The following is a 21,781-nucleotide window of genomic DNA, read 5'->3' as shown; positions in this document are numbered from 1 at the left end:
CCGATCACCACCCGGTGCGTGCCGCCGGATTCGCGGCGGAAATAGCGGCCCGCCGCGGCGCCGATGGCCAGCGCCATCTGGGCGGTCATGGGATGCGCATTGGCGGTGCCGCGCACCCCATCTGTCCCGAAGAGCTTGCGAGTCACAATCTTTCTCCTTAAATGTCAACAGCTTGCCAGAGCGCGAGCGCCTGGCGGGTCTCGGTAACTTCATGCACGCGGATCACCTGCGCGCCCTGCGCCACGGCGGCCAGCGCCAGCGCGAGGGATCCGGGCGCGCGGTCGACGGGGCGGGTCGCGCCGCCGATGCGCCCCACGAAGCCCTTGCGCGACACTCCCACCAGCAGCCCGCAGCCCAGCCCGTGAAAGATCGACCGCCCCCGCAGCAGCGCGAGGTTCTGCGCCTCGGTCTTGGCAAAACCGATGCCGGGATCGACCAGCACCTGCCTGCGCGGCAGGCCGAGGTTTTCCAGCAGGGCAAGCTGGGTCTCCAGAAACTCATAGACCTCCAGCAGCACGTCCTCGTAGCTGGTCAGCTCGCGCATGGTCTCGGGCGTGCCGCGGCTGTGCATGATGCAGACGGGCAGGCCCAGCTGCGCCACGCTGCGCGCCATGTCGGGATCGAAGCACAGGCCCGAGACATCGTTGATCATCACAGCGCTACGGCCAGCAGTGCGCGGCCCGGGCCGCGACCTCGGCGGCGAAGGCGTCGATCCCGACATCGGAAAAGCTGTCGGGGGTGACGTTGAGGATGCCCACGATCCGTCCGCGGCGCATCGGGGCTTAGCCCCGACAGCGCGGGGCGGGGGGCGTCGCTGTGGACAAACAGGCGATAGCGTTTGGTCATGGCCGTGATGTGCCGCAGCGCGCGGTGCTTGGCAAGCGGAGGCACCCGGATCTTGTCCGCGTCGCTCCAGTGCCGACGCGGCGCATCCTCGGCGGACAGGATATCGATCTGGGGTGTGAACTTATGGTCGGCCATACCCTCAATCGGGCGAGCGAGGAAGACATCCACCCGTTCATCGATCTCTTCGCAGAGCCGGCTGATCTGGCTCTTCGAGATGTCGGTCCCGCCCATGGCCTGCACGAGGTCATCCATCGACCGCGTCGACACGCCATGAACGTAGGTCTCTTGGATTACGGCCTCAGCGCCTTCTCCACAGAGCGCCGGGGCTCAAGGAGCGAAGGAAAGTAGGAGCAGTCCCACCCCCTCGTCGAAGATCAGCAGATTGCAAATCGTAGTTTACGTCACTGTCCGAACTTTGGGAGGAGCTCCGTCCCGGGCGCAATTTACCGTTTGTGCCTCTCCTAGCTCAACTAAGCACTTAGCTTCAAAAGGTTAAGCCGGAAGCCTCACCGCGACCACGCTTTGCGACGTTCAGGCGTTAGCACTTTGGCCCGCCGGGAAAGAAACCAATCTTGGCATGCCTTCTCAAGTCGTGCCAGTTCTGGATCAGAACGCCATTCGGCAAGGGTCTCCGAAAGCTTTGGCACATGGGACAACATGGCGCGCTCTTCCACGTCATTGCGATTGGCCATCCGATGCCAGTGAGAGCCAAGATGATACTTAATTTCGCCTCGTTTGCCCTGTCCATCGCCACGGTCATTTTTCATCAAGAAGCAGTCCTCAGATCGGATGGCATAGTGAAAAAGAACTGCGTTTCGCCCGCGCACCGCCACATCATGCGGCCTGAACCGGGCCGCTTTTTTCTGGTAGAGCGACTTGTTCTCCAACACATCGCCATCAGGATTCATTACTACAGGGTCGTCCACCAGAGGCTCCAGTGGATTGTGGTCTGTCGCCCGCGCGAAACTGTCCACACGAAAGAAGCACTTGGACTTGCTCTGCCCCGGCACTGGCGCAGGCTCCGCCCGCAGATTTTGCGCAACCACCAAGTCGCCAGGCTTCCAATGCCTCATCCCCCCATCCCCAAACAGGCGCCACGGTACCGGTACGACATCAGCGCCGCGCGTAGCTTTCATCACTACCTCCAAGCCTTCCGGTACATGGAGAAACTCATCGCTATCGATATGTAAAACATGACTTTGCCCATCCAGGCGCAACTGCGCCAACACCAAATCCATACCTAAATCCTGAGGCGACGCACCTTCAGGAACGTCCTGAGGCACGTGAACTAGCACGCCGAATTCTTCTAATCTATCGAACAAAACGTTTGATCCATCGCGGCAATCGTTAGTGACGACAAAAATACGCTCAAACCCCAACGCAATATGATAGGCGAGCCATTCCAAGGAAAAAACGCCTTCGTTCCGCATGCAAGACACCAGCGCCACACGCGCTTCATCATTCACTGTCAGAGCCTTGGATGCCATTGTTACTCCATTGAATTTTTATCGGAACCGCTAGAGATTCATCGTCTGGTTCAGCGCCTCAAACGGATCGCCCACCAACTTGCCGCAGTCGAGATTGCTCCTGAACGATTGGCCTGCCGCCTTTATTGATCCTTCGGAGAAATTCGGTCTGATGGTGCTCGCATTCCGCGGCGCTTCTGATGCCTACCAGAAGACGGGTATCTGAAGTATGCTCAACCTTGCATGGTCGGCCTCCTCTGTGGTGCGGTTCGCAATATCACCATAAGCTGCCAAAATTGAATATATTGCTAATACTGCAACAGTGTCAGGTTGGAACCCCATCAGAGCTATGCGGAGCTCATCATCCCTGGCGATCTCCCACCAGCAGTTGGAAAAGCGACAAACAGCTTGAAAACTGCGCAGAGCATAAGTGCCCGTGGCGCCAGAGGTCCATCAAAGACAGCCCCGCCGGTGGTGGCGGGGCTAATTTTTAGGAGAGGCTAAGCCGTCCTACTGAATAGCGAGTGTGTCGAGATCGCCGCCAGCCGCAAGGTGCTCCTCGACCCATTTCGGTTTTCGACCGCGGCCAGTCCAGGTCTTAGAGGGATTTTCGGGATGTGCGTACTTCGGGGCCCCTTTTGACCCCTTAGCGCCGCCGACTTCCATCAGCTCGGACAGAGAGTACCCGGCTTCCTTTGCGAGGGCTTCCGCGGCTGCCCGGGCTTCGGCTTTCTTGCGTGCGTCGTAGTCGGAGAGAGCTTTGTCAATTTTCTTGCTCAGCACCAGCAGGTCTTCTTTCGGCATCGACAGTAGATCGAGATCAACAGTCATTATCATCTCCATTTTTGACTGGAGCTGTAATGTCCGTAAGGCATCGTAATTGCAAGTCTGAAGGTGCGAGGATGTCTTTTGAGAAATTTTCGCCCGTAGATATAAGAAGCTCTTGGCTGTCCATCTCGGCTTTGTTGTGAGGATAGGGTAAAATCCATGCCCCACATTTTGTCCAGATGAACTTACCCCGTGGGCTCGGTTACGGGAATGCCGATCGCGGTGTAGCGGTTCAGCACGGTAGCGCGGACATGGAGTTCAGCGACGTGGCGATCAAGGTCGCGTTATAGCGCGACATTCTGGATGAGACGCCGCATTGCCTCGCCTGAACTGTTCCCAAAAATGGCGCCGTTGCATCATTAGAAATGTTCCCGAAGCGGTTCTGTTCGGGAGCGGAAATGAGACGGATCAGCATGGGAACGAGAGATGAGCTAGGGTCAGGATTCATAACCAATAGATGACGAGAGCCGCGAGCGCGATGGCAGAGAGGAACACCTTGGGGCAGCGGTCATAGCGGGTCGCGACGCGCCTCCAGTCCTTGAGCCTGCCGAACATAATCTCGATGCGGTTGCGCCGCTTGTGTCTGCGCTTGTCGTATTTGACCGGGGTCTTGCGCTTCTTTCGGCCTGGGATACAGGCGCGTATCCCCTTGTCCTCCAACGCGTCTCTGAACCAGTCAGCATCATAGCCGCGATCCCCGAGCAGCCATTTGGCGTTTGGTAGGCCGCTGAGCAATGCGCGTGCGCCGATGTAATCGCTGACCTGTCCGGCGGTGACAAACAGGTCGATCGGTCGTCCCTGACTGTCGCAGACGGCGTGCAGCTTGGTGTTCATGCCGCCCTTGGTGCGACCGATCAGGCGACCACGCCCCCCTTTTTGGCGGCCATGCTGGTCGCCGTTCGATGGGCCTTGAGGTATGTCGCGTCGATCATCACGGTCTTCTCTTCGCCGTGTTCCGCCGCCAGCCCGGCCATCATCCGCGCGAAGATGCCCTTTTCGCTCCAACGCTTCCATCGGCTGTAAAGCGTTTTGCGAGGGCCATAAGGAGCAGGAGCGTCGCGCCAGCGCAAGCCATTGCGGTTAATGAAGATAATCCCGCTCAGCACTCGCTTGTCGTCAACCCGGGGCTTCCCATGTGACTTGGGAAAGAACACCTAGCCCACGACCTTGCGCGACCAGGCGTCCAGGATGACGGCCAGATAGACGAAGCCGGTCCCGATGGCGACATAGGTGATGTCCCCGACCCAGAGCTGATCCGGTCCATGGACTTCAAACCCCTTGGCAACATTCCGATAGATCGGGCTATCGTGGCTGCTGTCGGTGGTTCCGGTATAGCGGTGTTTTCGCTCTGGATTCAGATCATTATCACGCATGATCCGCCGCACTTTCTTCGAGTTCACGACAGGGCCACGGTGGCGTAATTCGACAGTGACACGGCGATATCCATAGTTGCGGCAGGTTTCCCTGAGCAACAATATCTCGCCGATGACCGGATCTTCCGCGGTCGGATTGGGAGCGGCATAGAAACTGGTACGGGGCAGATCCCATCAGCTCGCACTACCGTCTGACCGAGAGGCGGGCCGGTGATCACGGTGGTTGGTCATTTCTGCCGTTCGTGTCATCGGGCGAGCCCGCGTTTCCCGGAAGGTATGTGCGTAAGGCGCGGTAGCCGACGTGAACCAAAAGACACCTGCGCACCCCTTGCCCCTCCACGACAAACCCTGCCACCCGCTTTCCAGTCCAGGTGAGGACTCCCCTCCTCAGCTGCCTCTGTAGGTGGGGCGACGGGCCGGGCTGTCAGGGGTGACGTTTACCGGCCCTGCGGATCCGGGAGCGGAATGGTACCCCGGGCGGATCTTGGCGGCACGCTGGTGGTGGTCCGCCGCTGGATGGCCTGAAGCCATTTTAAGCTGCCGGGCCGCCTTGGACCGGTTGGGGACGCACGCCATTGGCATGGCCAAGACGGCCCTCGGAACCGGCCTGTTGCCTTGACAGCGAAGCCCGGGAACCGGGCACAGGATTTATGCCGGGTGTCGCGCGCCGGACCGACAGTCGTGACCACACCCGGCGTTTCCCTTTGGCGTGGGCAGGTGGAACGGCAAAGGGGCCGCCTGATCCTCAGGCGGCCCCGATGTGCCGATGATGGCTTACTCTGCGGCGGCCTTGGCCGTCTCCAGCCAGCCCTCATAGGTGGCGCGGTTTTCTTCGATCCAGCCATCGGCGATCTTCCGGATGGCGCGGTCGGAATTGTCTTCCTTCATCTGGGTTTCCCAAACCGACCATGTGGCCAGAGGCCATTCCACGCCATCCGCCAGCGCCGCGATGGCGGGGTTGTCGGCGATGAATTCCCGGTTGGCGGCAATGTCCCAGTTCCACGACCCTGTCGCCATGCGGCAGGACGTGGCGCCGCCCGCGCAGCCCTCGACCCCTTCAACAAGGTGGCCATTGGGCACCTCGACGCCTTCGGGGGCCGCGTCATAGGGGATCGGCAGCCAGACCACATCTTCGCCCGGGACCAGCGTCTCGGTCGCGAAAGAGGGGCTCCATGTGTAGTACAGCACCGGATCGCCCTGACGGTAGCGGGCAAAGGTTTCGGCCAAAAGCGGCTCATATTTCGCCCGCACCGATTCAACCGTGTCGGTCAGCCCGTATTCCTGCAGCTGGAATTCCACCACATCGCCGCAGCTCCAGCCCGGATCGCAGTTCATCAGATCGGCCTTGCCGTCGCCATCAGCATCGAACAGCGCCGCGATCTCGGGATCGGCCAACGCGCTGAGATCGGTGATGCCCCGGCTTTCGGCGGTGGCCTTGTCGATGAGATAGCCGTTGATGCCGCCGCCCTGAATGGTGCCGCCGCTCAGCAGGGTCACCTCGTCCTTCACCGTATCATACTGCAGGGCGCGCTGCGGCATGTTGATGTCGCCCGAGATGTCCAGATCGCCCTGCGCCGCCGCCTGCAGGAAGGCCGCCGTGCCGATGGAGGTCATGGTCACGTCATAGCCAAGATCTTCCATCGCACGCTTCAGGATCTCGGCCTGAACATATTGCGTGCCAAGGCTGTCGCTGCGGGACAGGCGCACCTCCTTGCCCTCGCCGGGCAGGTCCTGGGCCATGGCGGGCAGGGCCAGCGTGCAGGCCAGTGCTGTGGTGAGGAAAAATGGGTTTTTGGTCATGGGGATCTCCTACTGTTGGGGACAGGCTGCTTGTCGCAGCTCGTGGGGGATGAGGGACCGCCCGCAGCTTGGGGCGGCCCTCTGGCCGGGCGGGCGGCAGGGCCGCAGCCCGCGGGTCAGGTCTTGCTGTCGAGCGAGGCTTCCAGACGGGCCTCCGCCCGGCGGTGACCGCCGCCGAAAAGGCGGGCAAAGGCGCCGGAAATCCGGGACTGGCCCGCTCTGGCACGGGGATCGCGGTCGGCCACGGCCTGCGTCAGCCGGTCAAGGATGATGGCCATCAGCACGATGCCGATGCCCCCGACCGCGGCGCGGCCCACATCCAGCCGTCCAAGCCCCTGCAGCACCACCAGCCCAAGCCCTTCGGCGCCGATCATCGCCACAATGACCGACATCACCATGGCCAGAAGCACGGTCTGGTTGAGCCCGCCAAGGATCGTCGGCAGGGCCTGCGGCAGCTGGATTTCCCACAGAAGCTGGCGTTCGGTGGCGCCAAAGGCGATGCCCGCCTCGATCAGTTCCTGATCGACGCCCCGGATCCCGATATTGGTGAAGCGGATCAGCGGCGGCACCGCCACCACGATCACTGCCACCGCCCCGGGCACGGTGCCCACGCCAAAAAGCATCACCACCGGAATCAGGTAGACGAAGCTGGGCGTGGTCTGCATCACGTCAAGGATTGGGCGCAGGATGCCCCAAGCGCGGTCACTGCGCGCGCAGAGGATGCCAAGCGGAATGCCGATCGCCACGCAGACCACGATGGCCGTGGCGATCAGCGACAGCGTGGTCAGCGTTTCATACCAGATGCCCAGAAGCAGGATGAACACCAGCGATACGACGGTGAAGAGCGCGGTGCGCCGCCCTGCCAGCCACAGCGCCAGAAGGCCGAAGAGCGCGATCAGCAGCAGCGGCGGCGTCACCTCCAGCGTGCCGTTGATGGCGTTCAGCAGCTCGTCCACCGGCCAGCGGATCGACCGGAACAGCGGGCGGAAATGGTCGGCGATCCACTCGATCGCGATCTGGATCCAGCTTGCGAGCGGGATGTAGACTTGGTCCGGATCAAGCATCGGGCCGGGTTCCTTTCATCGTCTCGGCGTCGCCCGCGATCCCGGCAAGAAGCGCCTCTTCCGGGATGCGGCCACGGAACCTGCCCGCCTCATCCACCACCGCAATGGGGCCACGGCCCCGGGAGGCAGCGCGGGCAATGTCGATCAGGCGGGTGTCGGGACGCACGGCGATATAGGCACCGCTGGCGGGGGCGCCGCCGGGCGCGCTCCATCCTGCGACCTGCCCGGTATCGTCCAGCACGAACTGGCCACCCTGACCGTCGGCAGGGGTCTCGACCATGACAGAGGCGGCATCGAACAGCCGCGCCCGGTCGACATTGCGGGTGAAGGCCGCGACATAATCATGCTGCGGGTCGATCACGATCTCCTGCGGGGTGCCGTCGCGGATGACTGATCCGTCCGCCATCACCGCGATCCGGGTGCCAAGCCGCAGCGCTTCCTGAAAGTCATGGGTGATGAACAGCACGGTCTTGTGCAGCGTGGTTTGCAGGCGCAGCAGTTCATCCTGCATTTCGGTGCGGATCAGCGGGTCAAGCGCGCTGAAGGCCTCGTCCATGATCAGCACATCCGCCTCTGTGGCCAGCGCGCGCGCCAGCCCGACCCGCTGGCGCATCCCGCCGCTCAGCTCTCCGGGCAGGTGCGAGGCCCATTCCGACAGGCCGACGATTTCCAGCATCTCGCCCGCCTTGCGGTGCCGTTCGGCCAGCGGTTCGCGGCGCAGCTTCAGCCCCAGCGCGACATTGTCGATCACCGTCTGGTTGGGCAGCAGGCCGAAATTCTGAAACACCATGGAAATGCGGCGGCGGCGCAGGTCGCGCATGCGACCCGGCGTGCAGGTGGTGTAATCCTCGCCATCCAGCAGAAGCTGGCCCGCATCCGGTTCGATGATGCGGTTCACGCAGCGCGCCAGCGTGGACTTGCCCGATCCCGACAGCCCCATGATCACCGAGATGGCGCCTTTCGGCACCTTGAGGGAGACGTTGTTCACGCCCACCACGGCCTGTGTCTGTTCCAGAATTTCGGACTTGCCCTTGCCCGCCCGGACAAGCGCCATCGCCTCGTCCCTGCGGGGTCCAAAAATCTTGTAGACACCGCGTATCTCAATCCTGTCTGTCACTGTGGAATGATCCCTGTCGGTCTGGTCGTTTTTGAGTGTGATTTCATTAATGCGCCATGCAGCTTTTGTGTCTTCCTATGTTTCGTAGGAATGCGGCTTTGCGTTCTCCGTCTGAAGGCACCATGATCGCCCCCGGCTTCGTCGCTAGCGAGGACTCACGCCCTTTGGGGAGGCATCGCCCATGTACCACCGCCCGACCGCCGCGCCCCGCTCCGCCGCAGGAAAGCCACCCGCATGACCGCTGCAGACCATCCCGGCCGTCCGCCCACCCTGCGCGCCGACCAGTTCCGCCAGCTTTCAGAAATCACCCGGCTGATCAATGAGGGCGGCGATTTCCGCGATGTGCTGGTCCGGCTGACCGAAGGCGTCTGCCGCCATTCGCATTGGGCGATCAGCAGCGTCATGGTGATGGACACCGACCGGCAGCTGTCGATCTCGACCGTGCGCTTCGACCAGTTCCTGACCGCAAGCGGGCGGCGGTCCACCATGCAATGGGATCTGTCCAGCAGCCCCGTGCGCGAGGTGGTCTCGCGCGGGCGGCCTCTGGTGATTTCGGATGCCGCGTCGCAGGACAAATATGCCGCTTTCCGCGATGACGCCCGCGCGCGCGGCTATCATACCGTGGTGCTGGTGCCGCTGAAATTCCCCGACGAGGAGGGCCGCGCCATCGTACTGTCGGTGCTGGCCAACGAGGTGGTGGAGGTTGACGAGGTCGAACTCAGCTTCCTGCAATGCCTTGCGGATCTGGCAGATGTGGCGGTGCGCCGGATGCAGGCCCTGCGCGAGGAGCGGGCCGAGGCGGAGCGGCTGCGCGCCATCACCACCAACCTGACCTCGGCCCTGACCACCACACTTGATCCCGATCACGCCACGGATCTTTATGGCTCGCTGTCGCGGCTGTTTCCCACCGGCTGGTTCGCCATAGATCTGACCACCGGGCAGATGCTGTGCGATCCGGCGGACGCGGCGCCGCTGCTGCGGGCGCTGGCGCACCGGCTGCCGGAATCGGTGGTGCGCACCGCGATGAAGGCCGATACCGATCTGGGCGACCAGAACGTGCGCCTGCTGGTGGGCGACGAGACCCACGCCGCGCTGATGCGGCCGCTCTTCATCGACGGCAGCCGGGTCGGCGCGCTGTTCCTGCTGGGCGCGGCACAGCTGGCGCCCAACGAACAGATCGCCGCCGATGCGGGCCAGCTGGCGCTGTCGACGCTGATCCTGCGCAATTACATGATGTTCCGCACCCGCGAACAGGCCTCGCGGCGGCTGATCCTGCGGCTCTGTCAGGGCGACCTGCGCGATCTTGGCAGCCTGCGCGACGAGGCGCGCCTGCTGGGATTCGAACTCGACCAGCCGATGTTCCTTGTCGGGCTGCGCAGCCCCGGCGGCGCGGTGGCGGGCGAGGATGCGCACAGCTTCGTGCTGCGCACCGCACAGCGCACGCTGGGCAAGGCCATTTCCTGCCGGGACGAGGGCGAGATCTGTCTGCTGATCCGCGATGGCGAGGACATGCGCAGCGCCAAGCAGCGCGAGCTGTTCATCCAGCGCATCCGGCCCATCCTGCCCGATGCCATAGCCCTGCTGTCCGACCGCATCGACCAGCTGGATCAGGTGGCCCCCGCGCGCGAGGCCTGCGCGTGGAACCTGCAGGTCGCTGAAAAGATGGGCGCCCGCGGCTGGGTGGACCGGCGCAATGTCGGCTCGCTCCCCTCGCTCATGGCCGGGCTCAGCAGCCGGGTGGCCGACCGGTTCCTGACCGACACCATCGCTTGGCTGACCGAGGACGGCACCGACAAGGGCGAGGCGATGCTGCAGACGCTGGAGGCCTATCTGGCCACCGGGCGCCGCCCGCAGGAGACGGCGGATCTGCTGGGCATCCATGTCTCGACCCTGCGCTACCGCATCGGGCGGCTTACCGAACGCGCGGGCGTGGATCTGAACGATCCGGAGGAATGTTTCCAGCTGGAACTGGCTCTGCGCCTTCACCGGTTCAGGACTTCCTACAGATAGTAGGAATTTTTTCCAATAATCTCGCCAGTTTCGCGGGAGGACTGGTCCGAAACCTGCAGCCTAAAGTCATCTTCAGCACCCGCTGAACGACCGAAGGCTTCCCGACCATGCCCGATCCCGCCCCCTCTGCCGCCCCCTTCGACCGCGCCGACCTGCGCGCAGCCTTTGGCCGCTTCGCCACCGGCGTGACCGTCGTCACCACCTGCACCAAGGCGGGCGCACCGGCAGGCTTTACCGCAAATTCCTTCACCTCCGTCTCGCTGGATCCGCCGCTGCTGCTGGTCTGCATCGGCACCACCTCCCGCAATCTGGCGCTGTTCCGGGATGGCGAGGGGTTCGCCGTCAACATCCTTGCTGCCGACCAGACCGACCTTGCGGGGCGGTTTGCCAGCCGCGGTGATCGCGACCGCTTTGCCGAGGTGCCGTGGCAGGCCGGGCTCACCGGGTCGCCCCTACTGGAAGGCTGCGCCGCCGTATTCGACTGCACGCGGCACGAGGTGGTGGCGGCGGGCGATCACCTGATCCTCGTCGGGCGCATCACGGCGCTGCGGCGCAGCCCGCGCCCCGGCCTGATCTTCGCTGATGGCCGCTACACCCGGCCCGCCGCCGATCCCGCGCTGCGCGCAGGCGCCATACTGCACCGCGCCGGAAAGGTGCTGCTGCTGGCGGGGCGTGACGGCGGCTACCGCCTGCCGCTTTCCGCGCCGCAGGACAGCACCGGTGCCGCCATCGCCGCGCTGGAGACCGATCTGGCTGGGGCAGGCCCGGCGCGGGTGGCATGGGACAGCCCCTATGCGATTTTTGACAGCGCCGATGGCCTGACCCGCAACTTCTTCTTTCACGGCGAACTGGCGGCGGGATCCGACCTGCCCGAAGGCGCGGTGATGGTCGCGCCAGAGGCGCTGCCCACGCTCGCCGTGGCGGATCCCGGCGCGCGGGCGATGCTGCGCCGCTACGCCGAAGAGATCGGGGCGCGCCGCTTCGGCCTTTATGTCGACACCGCCGGTCCCCACGGGGCCGTGCTGCCGCTGACCGTGCCGCGGTCCGCTCCGTTTCAACCCGAGGACATCGTGCAATGACCCTGTTTACCACCGACGCGCTGGAAGGCCGCTGCCTGCCGCTGTTCATCAATAACGAATTCGTCCCCTCGCAGGGCCAGAGCTTTCCTAGCTATGATCCGGCGACAGGGGCGGAATGGTCCTCCATGCCCGATGCCACCGCCGACGAGGTGGACCGCGCCGTGCGGGCAGCCCGGGGTGCGATGACCAGTGCCGCATGGCGCGACATGTCCCAGACCGACCGCGGCAGCCTGATGTACCGTCTGGCCGATCTCATCTCGCAGAATGTCGACCGGCTGTCGCGGCTGGAAGTGCGCGACAATGGCAAGCTGCTGAAGGAGATGACCGCGCTGACCCATGCGGTGGCCGCCAGCATGCGCTATTTCGCGGGCATGGCTGACAAGATCGAGGGCACGACGATCCCGGTCAACAAGCCGGACATGCTGAATTTCACCCTGCGCGAACCGGTGGGGGTCATCGCCGCCATCGTGCCGTGGAATTCGCCGCTGCTGCTGCTGAACCGCGCCTTTTCCCCGGCCATCGCCGCCGGGAATGCCATGGTGGTGAAACCGTCGGAGCATTCCGCCGCCTCCATCCTCGCCTTTGCCGAACTGGTGGCGGAGGCGGGCTTTCCGCCGGGCGTGTTCAATGTTGTGACGGGCGGCGGTCAGACCGTGGGCGACGCGCTGGTGCGCCATCCCGAGGTGGACAAGATCGACTTTACCGGCGGGCCCGAAACCGGGCGGGTGATCGCCGCCAGCGCCGCGCAGAACCTGACGCCCGCGATCCTCGAACTGGGCGGGAAATCCCCCAACATCATCTGCGCCGATGCCGATCTGGACCGCGCCGTGACCGGTGTCGTCTCTGGCATCTTCGCGGCGGGCGGGCAGACCTGCGTCGCGGGATCGCGCTGTCTGGTCCATGACAGCATCTATGACGAGGTGGCCGAACGGCTGGTTGCCCGCGCCGCCGAGATCCGGATCGGCGCCCCCACCGAGGCCGACACCCAGCTTGGGCCGCTGGCGCTGTGGTCGCAGGTCGAAAAGGTGGGCCGCTTTGTCGAGGGCGCGAAGACTGCCGGGGCCAAGCTGCTGGCCGGGGGCGGGCGGGCCGAACAGATGGGCGCAGGCTGGTATGTGCAGCCCACGATCTTCGGCGACGTCACCAACGAGATGGACATCGCGCGGAACGAGATCTTCGGCCCGGTGCTGGGCCTGATCCGCTACAGCGACGACGAGGACATGATCGCCAAGGCCAATGACACGCGCTACGGGCTGGCCTCCGGCCTGTGGACCAATGACATGGAGCGCGCGATGCGCTTCATGCGCCGGATCAATGCCGGGATGGTCTGGATCAACACCTATCGCAGCCCCTCGGTCATGGCGCCGTCGGGTGGCTACAAGGACTCCGGCTACGGCAAGCATAACGGTTTTGCCGCGATCAACGAATTCACCCGCATCAAGACCGTCGTCATCGATTACTCGGGCAAGACGCACGATCCCTTCGTGATGCGGGTGCAGAGCTAACAGCCGGAGCAGGAGAGAAAGATGCGCTTTTCCATCGCAGTGAATCCGGGGCGCCCCAGCCCCTCCACCGACATGCGGCAGGTCATGGCCGAGGCTCTGGATCTGGTCAAGATCGCCGATCAGGGCGGTTTTGACGTCGCATGGACCGCCGAACATCATACGATCGAACTGACCGTGTCGCCGAACCCGTTCCAGACGCTGACCCATTGGGCCGGGCATACCCGCAACATCCGGCTGGGCACGGCCATCGTCTCTGCCCCCTACTGGAACCCGATCCGGCTGGCCGGAGAGGCAGCACTTTGCGACATCTATTCTGGCGGAAGGCTGGAAATGGGGCTGGGTCGCGGCGCCTATCAGTATGAATTCGACCGCATGGCGGGGGGCGTGCCCCAGCAGGAGGGCGGATCCTTCCTACGCGAGCTTGTGCCGGTGGTGAAGGGGCTCTGGGCAGGCGAATTTGCCCATGAGGGGAAACATTTCTCCTTTCCTGCCACCACCAGCGTGCCGCAGCCGCTGCAGAAGAACGTCCCGCTCTGGATCGCGGCGCGCGACGAAAGCACCTTCCGCTTCGCCGCCGAGAATGGCTGCAACATCATGTCCACGGCGCTGCGCAAGCCGGTTTCCGAAGTGGAGGATCTGCACCGCAAGTTTCTTGCCGCCACAGCGGGCGTGCCGGGGGCCGAAGGGCTGAAACATGCCACTCTGCGGACCTCCTGCGTCTTTGCTGACAAGGCGGGCAGCGATCAGGCGGTGCGGTCGATGATCGATTTCGGCCGGTCGTTCGAGAACCTCTTCAAGAACGTGGGCGAGGTGCGCAACGGCTATCCCGAGCCGGTCGATTTTGACGTGGTCGCCAACCGCAATGAATACCAGCCCGAACAGCTGCTGGAGAACATGATGTTCGGCCATCCCGAGCAGATCATCGAAAAGCTGGAGCGCTACCGCGCCATCGGCATCGACCATTTCATCTATGGCAGCTCGTTCTTCCTGCCGCATCGCAACGCCGTCCGCTCGCTGGAGCTGTTCTGCGATCAGGTGCTGCCGCATTTCCAGAAGCAGGACGCGGTCAGGGAAGCCGCACTGGCGCACTGACCCCCCTGCCCCGGCCAAACGGCCGGGCGCCCCATCACGACACAGAGGAGAGCCGGGTGCAGACCAGCGACAACCAGATCACCTATTATCGCGAAGGCAGCGGCACCCCCTTGGTGCTGATCCACGGTGTCGGCGCCAGCGCCGAAAGCTGGAGCCGGGTGGCGGAGCGGCTCAGCCCACGTTTCGACATCCTGCGCCCGGATCTGCGCGGCCATGGCGGCTCGGCCCGGATCGACGCGCCGATCACCATCGACACCTTCGCCGAAGATATGCTGCGGGTCATGGATGAGGCCGGGGTGGAAAAGGCCCATCTGGCGGGGTTCTCGCTGGGCGGGCTGATCACGCAGCGGCTGGCGGTGGGCTGGCCCGACCGGTTCGACCGGATCGCCATCCTGTCGGCGGTGGCGGGCCGCACCGAAGAAGAGCGCGCCAAGGTGGTGGCCCGGCTGCAGATGATCCGCGACGGCGGCATGACAGCGATCACCGGCGCCGCGCGCGACCGCTGGTTCACCGCCGCTTTCGCCAAGGAAAACGAAGCGCTGATCCGGCAGAGGATCGCGGAGCTGGAGGCGGTGCATGTGCCCTCCTACCTCGAAGCCTATCGGGTCTTTGGCCAGACCGAGCTGGTGCAGACGCTGGACCGCATCCGCCATCGCACGCTGGTCCTCACCGGGGAATGCGATGTGGGGTCCAATCCGCGCATGTCCGAAACCATGCACCGGCTGATCCCGGAGTCCGAGCTGCAGATCCTGCCGGGGCTGAAACACTCGATCCTGCTCGAAGCGCCGGATCTGATTGCCGACCGGCTGCTGAGCTTTTTCACCAGACCAGAGACCGCAGAGGAGATGCAGAATGGATGAGGCGCTTTATGCCAAGGGACTGGACCGGCGGAAGGCCACGCTGGGCGCGGAGTATGTGGACCGCGCGCTGACCAGCGCACCTGACTTCTCCAAGGAGTTCCAGAGCTTCATCACAGAATACTGCTGGGGCGCGGGCTGGGGCGATGACACGCTGCCGCCCAAGACCCGGTCGATGCTGAACATCGTGATGATCGCGGCGCTGAACCGGATGCATGAATGGGAGCTGCATTTCCGCGGCGCCCTGACCAATGGCGTCAGCATCGAGGAACTGAAGGCGATGATCACCCATATCACCATCTATTGCGGTGTGCCGGTGGGGGTGGAATGCCACCGCATCGCCAACCGGGTGCTGGCCGAACAGGGACTGCAGGCATGACCGGCGTCGTGATCCGCAAGGTCGTCGACTTTGTCGAGGACACGCTGGTCGAGGGGGGCAAGCCCGCTGCCAGACCGCTGCGTATGGCCGCCTGCGCCGCCGTGATCCGCAGCCCGTGGGGCAGCGCCTATGTGGAGGATCTGCAGCCCGGGATTCATGCGCATGCCGCCATTCTGGGAGAACTTCTGGTGCCCCGGCTGGTGGCGCTGATGGGCGGTCCGGAGGGCATCGAAGCCTTTGGCAAGGCCGCCGTCGTGGGCACCGGCGGAGAGATCGAACATGCCGCAGGCCTGATCCACACGCTGCATTTCGGCAATCTTTACCGCACGGGGGCCGGGGCCGACAGCTTCCTGCCCTTTACCAACAAGCGCGCCGGGGCGGGCACCGCGATCACCATTCCCATGACGCACAAGATGCAGGACTCCAAAGGCGCGCGGTCGCATTTCCTGACCATGGAATTCACCATCCCCGATGCGCCCGCCCCTGACGAGATCGTCGTCGCCCTTGGTGCCGCCAGCGGCGGGCGGGTGCATGAAAGGATCGGCGATCGCTTCAAGGACATGGCCTTCATGGGGGTGGATCAGGCGGGGCGCCCGCTCGACCCCAAGAAAGCCTGACACCCGGAAAACGGGCAGGCGGGGTTTCTCCCCCTGCCCGCGCCAAAAGGCTCTGCCCAAGTTTCGGACCGGGCCCGCACTGACTGCCCAATCTTCGGGCACAGCCTTGGCAAGCCGCGCCACGCCGCCAGAACAATATGTCAGACAGGTCCGTTACGCGTAAGCGCGTCGGGATCAGATAGGTTTGCTGCGCGGATCACGCAGTCAGGCTCGGTTGTGCTGGTAGCATCATGGCGTTCCGGAGCCGTCATGCCACATGCATTTTCGCGCGTTCGATGAAATCGGCGACCATGGCCTCGGCCCGTGCGGTGTCGCGCTCGAAGATGAAAAGGTGGTCGTAGTGCGCGCCATATTTAGGGTCGGCCTTGATACTGGCGTCATTCAGCTCCTCGATAACTGGCCGAAGAAACCGTCGTGTGGCACCTGGGCACGGATGCCAGTGGCCGTGCATCCCTCAGGATCGCTGGGCGAGAGCGGGTAGCCTCTCCTCCGGCATTCTCCCTTCGAGCACTGTGCCAGATTTTCTGGTACCGCTGAGGGCGGTCTGGCTGGCTGCGAAACCAGAACGTCTGAGCCCCTTGCAGGACGCTCTGGGCCGTAGTTCGGAATGCCCCCTGCGTCTCGCGTGGGGGCAGGCACGTCACAAGGCGGGGTCTGATTGGGCTGTGGGCCGGGGCTGCATCTGGTTTGAGGCTGCAGCGTGGCAGGCTTCGACCATGGCCGATATGGCGGGAGATGGGCCCTGCAGGAGCCAAACCTCGCCAGAGGAAACGCGGATTGTGGCCTGGCAAAGTTCGGCTGTCGGGAGCGGGGGGACGACCAGGTTCTCTGGACGCAGCACCCGGATCACCAGAGGTTCCCCCGGCGCGGCGGCAGCACCGATCCGGCGCAGGCGGGCCATCAGTCCGGCCCGGCTTTCGGCGCAGGCGGGGCGCCAAGCCAGTCCGTCAGCATCCGCAGCTGGCCCGAGATTTCGGTCAAGGCGCGCTGCTGGCGTGTCTGGCGGCTTTCGATCCGGTCCAGCGCGGCCTGCAGGGCGGGAGACAGCGTTTCTGACGCCATGAGGCTGCTCAGCCCCGCGAGCACTGTCTCGAAGCTTGCGGTGAGGTTGACGAGACTGTCGACAATGTCCGCCAGCTGCTGGGCCGCCCCTTCCTCGAGCGCGGCCTGTGCCTCCAGCAGCTGATGCAGTGGCAAGATCAGCTGGATCAGCGTCTCCAGAGCCTCCGAGACTTTGTCGGTCTGACAGGGGGGTGTTTCGGCGGGCAAGGATGGCATTCAGGATCTCCAAGTCATGGGACAGTAGGTCAAGGCGGGCGGCGAGGGGCGATAGGCCAACCCGGACGAGCCGGGTCAGGACAAGCCGGGCGGACAGATCGGGCAGCAGGCTCCGGAACCGATCGGTCAGGACGGCGAGGATGCGTCCGGGGCCAGCGGACCCAGCAAGCGCGCGAGCGCTCTGCTCAAATCGGAGATGGCCCTGTCGCGGGCACGGATCTCGGCTTCCAGCGCGTCGATTCTGCGGTCCTGTCGTTCGGCCCTCGCGATCTGATGGGTTTCGAGCGACTGCAGCTGCAACAGCAAGGCGCGCTCCATTGGGGTCAGTGCGGCGGAAGGAATCAGCATCTGGCAGCTCCGTGTCGAAGAGGCTGGGGGTCAGGCGTTGTGCGGGGATCAGGAGCGGCAGCGAGTGGAGGGGACGGTGCAGCCAGTCTCCGGCGGAAAACTCACTCTCGCGCCAGCGATCTTGTCCATAACGGCCTTGATTGAATCGCGCCCGCTGCCGCCAAGCTTGATCAAGGCGCGAGGGGGAAGTGGAAAGGTCAGCCTGGCGTCGCTGTAGATCATCCGGGTTTGGGGCAAGGGCCTCGGGCGCTGCGAATGTGTTCGACAGCAGCAGTCCCCGCAGTCGCATGCGGGCCTGTGGCGGGGCCCCGGGCGGACCGACCGTGACATGGTCATTGCCAATCCCATGCAGAACAAGACCCAAAGGCCGACAGGCATCGGCCAGCCAGTGCAGGCTGTCGCTGCGGTTTCGCAGCTGGCCTGCGGCATGTGCGTCAAGCAGGCCGTCAATCAGCTTCTGGCGTGGGCTTCGGGGCTGGCACATGTCGCTCCGTTGCTGTTTCAGCCACCAGTTTGGCGCGCCCAGCAGTCTCTGCCGCTCCGGGGCGCGGGGGTCGGACCAGCCGAAGCGCAGAGTCAGAAGATCCTCGACCGCCTCCCAAGCTGCCCGGCTTGCCGGGCCCGGGGGATCAGGGTTGAAAGCGCGAAGTGCGCCGTCAGGTCGTGCCACCCAGCGCGGCAGGAGCATGTTCAGCTCAAGTCGCTTCAGATGTGTGTGCGTCGTGATGAACGGCGGTGGGCGGAAGCGGACCGGAACCCCGGCGAAGCCGATCTCCAGGCAGAGCGCCAGCGCGAGGTTGACGGCACCACGCAAAGCCGGGTCACCTGCATTGAATTGGAGGGTGTCGATGTCCTCCGCCGCGAAGGACAGCACAGCTGAGCGGTATTTCAGGGCGCCGGGCGCGAGCCGGATCGCGGCGCGCGCCATTGCGGGATCGCCGCGCAGGATCTCCGGAGGCGGGTCGCGGCGGAAGAGGCGCGGCCCTGTGGCTGCCGGTTTGCGGATCTCCGGCGCGCTCATATAGCTCACCGCATCCTGCGCCGCGGGACCTTTCGGGTCACTGCCATGTCTGGAGAAGCTGATCAGCATGAAAAAGGTGCCTCCGTCGCATCAAGCACGGGTGACCCTGGCAAGGCCACCTGCCTAAAAGCGCGCTCGATGGCGCGCAGTTCTGCCTGCAGCAGCACGGCATCAAGCGGTGCGGCTGCTGCGGCGATGCGGTCTGACAGGTCCGACAGCTGCTGCTCGGCCGCGATGAGAGCCCGCGTCCGTTGCAGATTGTCCTGCCCCCTCGGCCTTGGCATGTCCGCATGTGCGCCGATGAGGTAACGGCTGACCGACTGGCCCGCGGCTCTGGCCGCCCCGGCGATGGCGGCGCGCTCGGCGGCGGTGACGTAAAGCGCATCCCAGCGGAGGCGCATGTCGGCAGCGGATTTGCGGGGGCGGGCCATGAAGCCTCCATCAAAAGGTTTTACCCCGGCGGTTCGAGGTGTCTTGCTCTGTAGATGTTGCTTCGCCCCTGCACCTGCACGTCTTTCTGTTGCACCGGTTCTGCATCACGGAGGCATCAGGGCTGGTACAACAGAGGAGGCACCCTGCAGGACGGGTGCAGCGTCGGCGACGATCCGTGCAGGGCCGGGCGGTCTCCCTGCATTGGTGTTGCGCCCCAAACTGGCGCCCAGCATAAGGCCGACTCGTGAAAACAAGAAATCATAATAAATTCAGATGCTTATCTCGATTTTTGGGCTGAATTTTCCGCCTGCATGCACAGATACATTCTGAGCATACACAAGAGCGAGCCGACGATGTCCCAGCCCCCTTCCCAGTCCCCGATGCCGCCGCTGAGCGAGCGGCTCATCGCCCAGGCCGAAGCCCTTTCTCCGGACCGGCCTGTCCCGCTGGTTTTTCGGATTGTCGAACTGCGGCGGGTACTGAGTCAGCTGAAGCTGAGTGGATTTAGCTGGGGGATGCTTGCCAGGCTGCTGGCGGAGGAGGGACTGCACATCTCGCCCGGAACCCTTCGAAACTACATGCGGCTGATCGGGCTTGCCGAAGCGCGTCTGCACGGGCTCGGGCAGATCGCCCCCTCAGATGCGGAGATTCATGCCGCGCTGCGCTTGGTCCGGGCGGCTCCTGCAGCTCGACGGTCGCCTTCCTGCCCTCCATCCGTCCTCTCGCCTCCTCCTGCTCCGATCCCCTTGGGGCTCCTTCATGCACGAGGCGCTCTGAACCGCAATCCGGACCGCGATCTCTGAAAGGATTCCTGAAAATGACCGAGTTCAGCCATTATATGTGCCTCACATCCAGCATGAAAGGCGGCGGGGGCAAGAGCACCTTGGCCTGCACATTGCTCGATTTTCTGCGTCGTCACGATGTGGAAGTGGCCGCGTATGACGCCGATGGCGCAATCGGCACGCTCAGCGACATGCATGCCGCGCGTGACGCGGACGGACGCCCCCATGATCCGCAGACTCCGCTTGAGGGGGTCGTCGCCTACAACATCCGCGACGAAAGTCGCGCGCTGCTTTTCAATTCTCTGGCAGCAGGACACCGGCATATTCTGCATGATGTGGCCGGAGGGGCGCTTGCAGACATGCAGCGGCTTTTTGGTGACGAAAACAGCCTGCGCAATTTTTTCCGCGCCCTGCGGTCGGCCCATGCCTGCGTGATCTTTTTCCATGTTGTGACACCAGACGTCAGCACGATTGAATCCGTGGCTCTGCATCTTGATCTGACCGAGAAGCTGGGCGATCTGGCCGGAAATGCCCGGCATGTTGCTGTGCTGAACCGTCACGGCGACAGGCAGGATCGAGACTTTCCGCACTGGTTCGGCTATACCGATGCCGCCGGCGTGGTGCGCGGCGGCAAGACACGGGCTCGTTTGATGTCCTGCGGCGGCGCCGAGATGTTTCTTCCCGCACTCAACGACCGTACCATGTCGATGCTCAAGGAACTCCGGCGGCCCTTCGCAAAAGCGGTATACGATCCAGCCCTGTCCTTCATTGATCAGCAGCGCGTGCAAATCTTTATGGAGGATTTCGAAAACGCGCTGACGGCTGACGTGCGCGGCATGCTGGGACTCAGCGCATGAACCGCACGCCGAACGCTTCTCGCCTGTGGCATTATATGATCGCACACGGGCCGTTGGGCAAGGATCTGGAAGAGCGCATTCTGGACCGGGTGCATCGGGCGGGCTGGTCGCTCGACGATCCGGTCAGCATCCAGATCGCACATGACACCCTCAGTGAGGCGCGAATGAACGCTTTTCTGGACAAGACGGGGGCGTTGCCCGACCGGATCGAGCAGGCAACGGTCAGGGCGCTGCGTCAGGTGGAGAGCCAGGGTCGGCGCGACATCGAGGCCCGGCAGCAGGTGGTCGCGGCCGCTGTCACCGCCGAGGTCGCCCGTGCGCTGCAAACTAATCTTCCGCAGCTCGCACGTTCCTTGCGCGCGCATATGGCACAGAAACTGGCAGCGATCATGCTGGTGCTAGCACTTCTGTCGCTGGCGGGGGGCTATACTCTGGGGCGGCAGGAAGCCAGCTGGCTGGGGCAGGACTATGCCGAGCTCGCCCTCGCGCCGGATGGCCATCGCTGGCTTCAGCTGCAAAGCTTTAACGGTGATCTCGACATGACAATTGCCCAGTATTGCCGGCCCGACCAGCAGGGCCATATCCCGACCGAAGACGGTCGAGAGGCCTGCGCTGTGCCGCTTTGGCTTGAAGGTCCTGCGCCGTCGCCCGCAGGTGCGGTGACGACCGGCTCCCGTCTCCGCGCGCTTGTTGCGCGCCTGCCCGTGGGTACAGGCGTCGGGCTTGGTCTGCTGTTCGGAATCGGACTGGCCTTCCTCTTCTCCCGCAGGAAGTGACCTCGAACCATCTCCGAGCAACGCAGTGACAGGATTCGTATTCGGCGATGACGCTCGCCTCCGCCTCCTCACTCGTCAGCTTTCCCCAATCAAACTGCATCAGTCAAAGGTGGATTAGGTTGGCTGAGATTCCCGGCTTATGTATGGGTACCCCCATTCATGCCGCGCGACAATCAGGGTGAGACGTCGTAGTGGTCCTGTGGTGAAGGAAGGGCGTAGCCCGACCGGAAGCACAGCACCACCGCTATCCCCGG

Annotated in this window: 20 protein-coding genes and 5 pseudogenes; 10 read left to right on the top strand and 15 right to left on the bottom strand. The window is 64.0% G+C overall.

Annotation, left to right across the window (positions count from 1 at the left end; translation table 11 throughout):
• The 12 genes and pseudogenes from BLR51_RS23520 to BLR51_RS23475 form a co-directional block, all read right to left on the bottom strand.
• Positions 1-146, bottom strand: a pseudogene (locus BLR51_RS23520) (phosphoglucosamine mutase); the annotation flags it as partial.
• 11 nt (positions 147-157) lie between these two features.
• On the bottom strand, positions 158-652 hold the full coding sequence (folP, locus tag BLR51_RS23515; RefSeq protein ID WP_242656825.1) for a dihydropteroate synthase: 495 nt from the start codon (positions 650-652) through the stop codon (positions 158-160).
• A gap of 329 nt (positions 653-981) precedes the next feature.
• Positions 982-1,196: pseudogene (locus tag BLR51_RS23510) on the bottom strand (transposase); the annotation flags it as partial.
• A gap of 156 nt (positions 1,197-1,352) precedes the next feature.
• Positions 1,353-2,333 (bottom strand): glycosyltransferase family 2 protein, encoded by a 981-nt coding sequence (locus tag BLR51_RS23505; protein ID WP_089851576.1) that lies wholly within the window; start codon positions 2,331-2,333, stop codon positions 1,353-1,355.
• Positions 2,334-2,822: 489 nt separating this feature from the next.
• The gene (locus BLR51_RS23500; protein WP_089851582.1) at positions 2,823-3,143 is read right to left on the bottom strand and encodes an H-NS histone family protein; all 321 of its coding nucleotides are present in this window, start codon (positions 3,141-3,143) and stop codon (positions 2,823-2,825) included.
• 182 nt (positions 3,144-3,325) lie between these two features.
• Positions 3,326-3,424: pseudogene (locus BLR51_RS27245) on the bottom strand (IS5/IS1182 family transposase); the annotation flags it as partial.
• 160 nt (positions 3,425-3,584) lie between these two features.
• A protein-coding gene (locus BLR51_RS23495; RefSeq protein WP_089851574.1) for an IS5 family transposase occupies positions 3,585-4,294 on the bottom strand; the annotation gives its coding sequence in 2 pieces (ribosomal slippage) (positions 3,585-4,018 and positions 4,018-4,294; 711 coding nt in all).
• A gap of 3 nt (positions 4,295-4,297) precedes the next feature.
• Positions 4,298-4,399: pseudogene (locus BLR51_RS28685) on the bottom strand (DDE-type integrase/transposase/recombinase); the annotation flags it as partial.
• Between the two features lie 87 nt (positions 4,400-4,486).
• Positions 4,487-4,612: pseudogene (locus BLR51_RS28680) on the bottom strand (IS3 family transposase); the annotation flags it as partial.
• A gap of 675 nt (positions 4,613-5,287) precedes the next feature.
• Positions 5,288-6,313: a glycine betaine/L-proline ABC transporter substrate-binding protein ProX gene (gene proX, locus BLR51_RS23485; RefSeq protein ID WP_089851570.1), complete on the bottom strand. Its 1,026-nt coding sequence runs from the start codon at positions 6,311-6,313 to the stop codon at positions 5,288-5,290.
• A gap of 116 nt (positions 6,314-6,429) precedes the next feature.
• Entirely contained in the window at positions 6,430-7,377 is a 948-nt protein-coding gene (locus BLR51_RS23480) for an ABC transporter permease (RefSeq protein ID WP_089851568.1), read from the bottom strand.
• Entirely contained in the window at positions 7,370-8,431 is a 1,062-nt protein-coding gene (locus BLR51_RS23475) for a quaternary amine ABC transporter ATP-binding protein (protein WP_089851566.1), read from the bottom strand. Before BLR51_RS23475 ends, BLR51_RS23480 begins: the two co-directional genes overlap by 8 nt.
• 297 nt (positions 8,432-8,728) lie before the next feature.
• Here BLR51_RS23475 and BLR51_RS23470 point away from each other — a divergent pair, with 297 nt between their 5' ends.
• The 7 genes from BLR51_RS23470 to BLR51_RS23440 all read left to right on the top strand — a co-directional run bounded on the left by BLR51_RS23470 (position 8,729) and on the right by BLR51_RS23440 (position 16,033).
• Positions 8,729-10,504 carry a helix-turn-helix domain-containing protein gene (locus tag BLR51_RS23470; protein ID WP_089851564.1) on the top strand — a complete coding sequence of 592 codons (1,776 nt, stop codon included), beginning with the start codon at positions 8,729-8,731 and terminating at the stop codon, positions 10,502-10,504.
• Positions 10,505-10,611: 107 nt separating this feature from the next.
• The gene (locus tag BLR51_RS23465) at positions 10,612-11,583 is read left to right on the top strand and encodes a flavin reductase family protein (RefSeq protein ID WP_089851562.1); all 972 of its coding nucleotides are present in this window, start codon (positions 10,612-10,614) and stop codon (positions 11,581-11,583) included.
• Entirely contained in the window at positions 11,580-13,088 is a 1,509-nt protein-coding gene (locus BLR51_RS23460) for an aldehyde dehydrogenase (protein WP_089851560.1), read from the top strand. Before BLR51_RS23465 ends, BLR51_RS23460 begins: the two co-directional genes overlap by 4 nt.
• Before the next feature lie 21 nt (positions 13,089-13,109).
• Entirely contained in the window at positions 13,110-14,180 is a 1,071-nt protein-coding gene (locus tag BLR51_RS23455) for an LLM class flavin-dependent oxidoreductase (RefSeq protein WP_089851558.1), read from the top strand.
• Positions 14,181-14,236: 56 nt separating this feature from the next.
• On the top strand, positions 14,237-15,040 hold the full coding sequence (locus BLR51_RS23450) for an alpha/beta fold hydrolase (RefSeq protein WP_089851556.1): 804 nt from the start codon (positions 14,237-14,239) through the stop codon (positions 15,038-15,040).
• Positions 15,033-15,416 carry a carboxymuconolactone decarboxylase family protein gene (locus BLR51_RS23445; protein ID WP_089851554.1) on the top strand — a complete coding sequence of 128 codons (384 nt, stop codon included), beginning with the start codon at positions 15,033-15,035 and terminating at the stop codon, positions 15,414-15,416. The genes BLR51_RS23450 and BLR51_RS23445 overlap by 8 nt, the downstream gene beginning before the upstream one ends.
• The gene (locus BLR51_RS23440; RefSeq protein ID WP_089851552.1) at positions 15,413-16,033 is read left to right on the top strand and encodes an amino acid synthesis family protein; all 621 of its coding nucleotides are present in this window, start codon (positions 15,413-15,415) and stop codon (positions 16,031-16,033) included. Before BLR51_RS23445 ends, BLR51_RS23440 begins: the two co-directional genes overlap by 4 nt.
• Before the next feature lie 900 nt (positions 16,034-16,933).
• On the opposite strand, the gene BLR51_RS23430 is transcribed toward BLR51_RS23440, so the two are convergent.
• Positions 16,934-17,311: a hypothetical protein gene (locus tag BLR51_RS23430; RefSeq protein WP_131821873.1), complete on the bottom strand. Its 378-nt coding sequence runs from the start codon at positions 17,309-17,311 to the stop codon at positions 16,934-16,936.
• A gap of 126 nt (positions 17,312-17,437) precedes the next feature.
• Positions 17,438-17,659 carry a hypothetical protein gene (locus tag BLR51_RS23425; protein WP_089851547.1) on the bottom strand — a complete coding sequence of 74 codons (222 nt, stop codon included), beginning with the start codon at positions 17,657-17,659 and terminating at the stop codon, positions 17,438-17,440.
• A gap of 328 nt (positions 17,660-17,987) precedes the next feature.
• Between BLR51_RS23425 and BLR51_RS23420 the strand changes: the two genes are divergently transcribed.
• The gene (locus BLR51_RS23420) at positions 17,988-18,539 is read left to right on the top strand and encodes a hypothetical protein (protein WP_089851544.1); all 552 of its coding nucleotides are present in this window, start codon (positions 17,988-17,990) and stop codon (positions 18,537-18,539) included.
• Positions 18,540-18,742: 203 nt separating this feature from the next.
• Here the strand turns inward: BLR51_RS23420 and BLR51_RS23415 are convergent, their stop codons facing one another.
• On the bottom strand, positions 18,743-19,111 hold the full coding sequence (locus BLR51_RS23415; RefSeq protein WP_089851543.1) for a hypothetical protein: 369 nt from the start codon (positions 19,109-19,111) through the stop codon (positions 18,743-18,745).
• Positions 19,112-19,929: 818 nt separating this feature from the next.
• Here BLR51_RS23415 and BLR51_RS23410 point away from each other — a divergent pair.
• Together BLR51_RS23410 and BLR51_RS23405 are read left to right on the top strand one after the other, a co-directional pair.
• Positions 19,930-20,751, top strand: coding sequence for a nucleotide-binding protein (locus BLR51_RS23410; RefSeq protein WP_089851540.1), 822 nt, complete (start codon positions 19,930-19,932; stop codon positions 20,749-20,751).
• Positions 20,748-21,527 (top strand): hypothetical protein, encoded by a 780-nt coding sequence (locus BLR51_RS23405; RefSeq protein WP_131821872.1) that lies wholly within the window; start codon positions 20,748-20,750, stop codon positions 21,525-21,527. The genes BLR51_RS23410 and BLR51_RS23405 overlap by 4 nt, the downstream gene beginning before the upstream one ends.
• The last annotated feature ends 254 nt before the right edge of the window (positions 21,528-21,781 follow it).

The sequence above is a fragment of the Salipiger marinus genome (assembly GCF_900100085.1).
Taxonomy (GTDB): domain Bacteria; phylum Pseudomonadota; class Alphaproteobacteria; order Rhodobacterales; family Rhodobacteraceae; genus Salipiger; species Salipiger marinus.
This window is presented reverse-complemented; position numbering and strand designations above follow the sequence as displayed.